The organism is Salipiger sp. HF18, from assembly GCF_011806505.1.
GTDB classification, from domain to species: Bacteria; Pseudomonadota; Alphaproteobacteria; order Rhodobacterales; family Rhodobacteraceae; genus Salipiger; species Salipiger thiooxidans.
The window spans coordinates 1-1,028 of the sequence record NZ_JAATOS010000837.1 but is presented as its reverse complement, the minus strand read 5'-3'; the positions used below and the strand labels follow the sequence as shown (position 1 = coordinate 1,028).

The window sequence follows — 1,028 nt, the reverse complement described above, 5'->3', positions numbered from 1 at the left end:
CACCGCGTCGCTGCCGTCGATCTGGGTCTGCAGCATGTCGAGGCGGGTCTGGGCCCGTGACAGCGCGTTGTCGAGCGCCGAGACGTTGTTGCCGCCACCGCCCGACATGTCGAGCTCGCTGAGGGTGCGGGTTTCGATCTCGGCGTCCTCGGGGATGCCGGTGAGCGGGATGGCGACGCCCTTGCCGTCGAGGCCGGCGACGAGGTCGGACAAGGTCTCGGGCACCTCGGTGATCTCGATCTCGGGTTCGGCCTGCGCGCGCACCTGCGCGGTGAGGTCGGTGTCGCTTGCGCTTTGCGCGAAGGCAGCGCCGTAGACGGACATGGCGACGAGGGTGGCGAGCCCGATGCTGGTCGTGCGGATGGTCATGGCCGATCCTCCTTTGATCCGTTTCTTGATGTTTTTCGATCCGTTGCGGCCGACGCTGCGATGCGTCGACAGAGATGTAAGGAGCGTGGCGGCGATCGGGATCCCCCCTCGTGAGGGCGCCGCCGATTCCGGCGAAGCCTTGCCAGTTCAAGGGGGCAGGGGTGGGCGGCGCCCCGCCGGTTCCGCGACCGCCGCAGGGGCCGGCGGAATGTCGCCGGACTTCACGGCAGGGTCAGAGGGCCGTAACGGGCTTTGCAATGATGCCACGAATACCCATCTTATGGGCAAACAGGTCATGGAGGATTTGGCATGGCGACCTATGAACGCAATCCGGACGCGATCGCGGCGCTCGACGCGGAGCAGTATCGCGTGACGCAGGAAAATGGTACCGAGCGGCCGGGCAGCGGGCGTTACCTCGACAACAAGGCGGCGGGGATCTACGTCGACATCGTCTCGGGCGAGCCGCTGTTCGCTTCGTCCGACAAGTACGAGTCGGGCTGCGGCTGGCCGAGCTTCGTGAAGCCGATCGAGCCCGCCCACGTGCAGGAGCTGCGCGACACCACCCACGGCATGGTCCGGACCGAGGTGCGCTCGACCCACGGCGATTCGCACCTTGGACACGTCTTCCCCGACGGTCCGTCGGACCGGGGCGGGCTGCG

Annotated in this window: 2 protein-coding genes; one reads left to right on the top strand and one right to left on the bottom strand. The window is 67.5% G+C overall.

Going from position 1 to position 1,028, the window contains the following annotated elements:
• Positions 1 to 369: hypothetical protein (locus HC022_RS27395; RefSeq protein WP_167454473.1), on the bottom strand; the 369-nt coding region annotated here is incomplete at its 3' end.
• Between the two features lie 309 nt (positions 370 to 678).
• On the opposite strand from HC022_RS27395, the gene msrB reads away from it, so the two are divergent.
• The coding region (gene msrB, locus HC022_RS27390) for a peptide-methionine (R)-S-oxide reductase MsrB (protein ID WP_167454472.1) at positions 679 to 1,028 on the top strand (350 nt) is incomplete at its 3' end.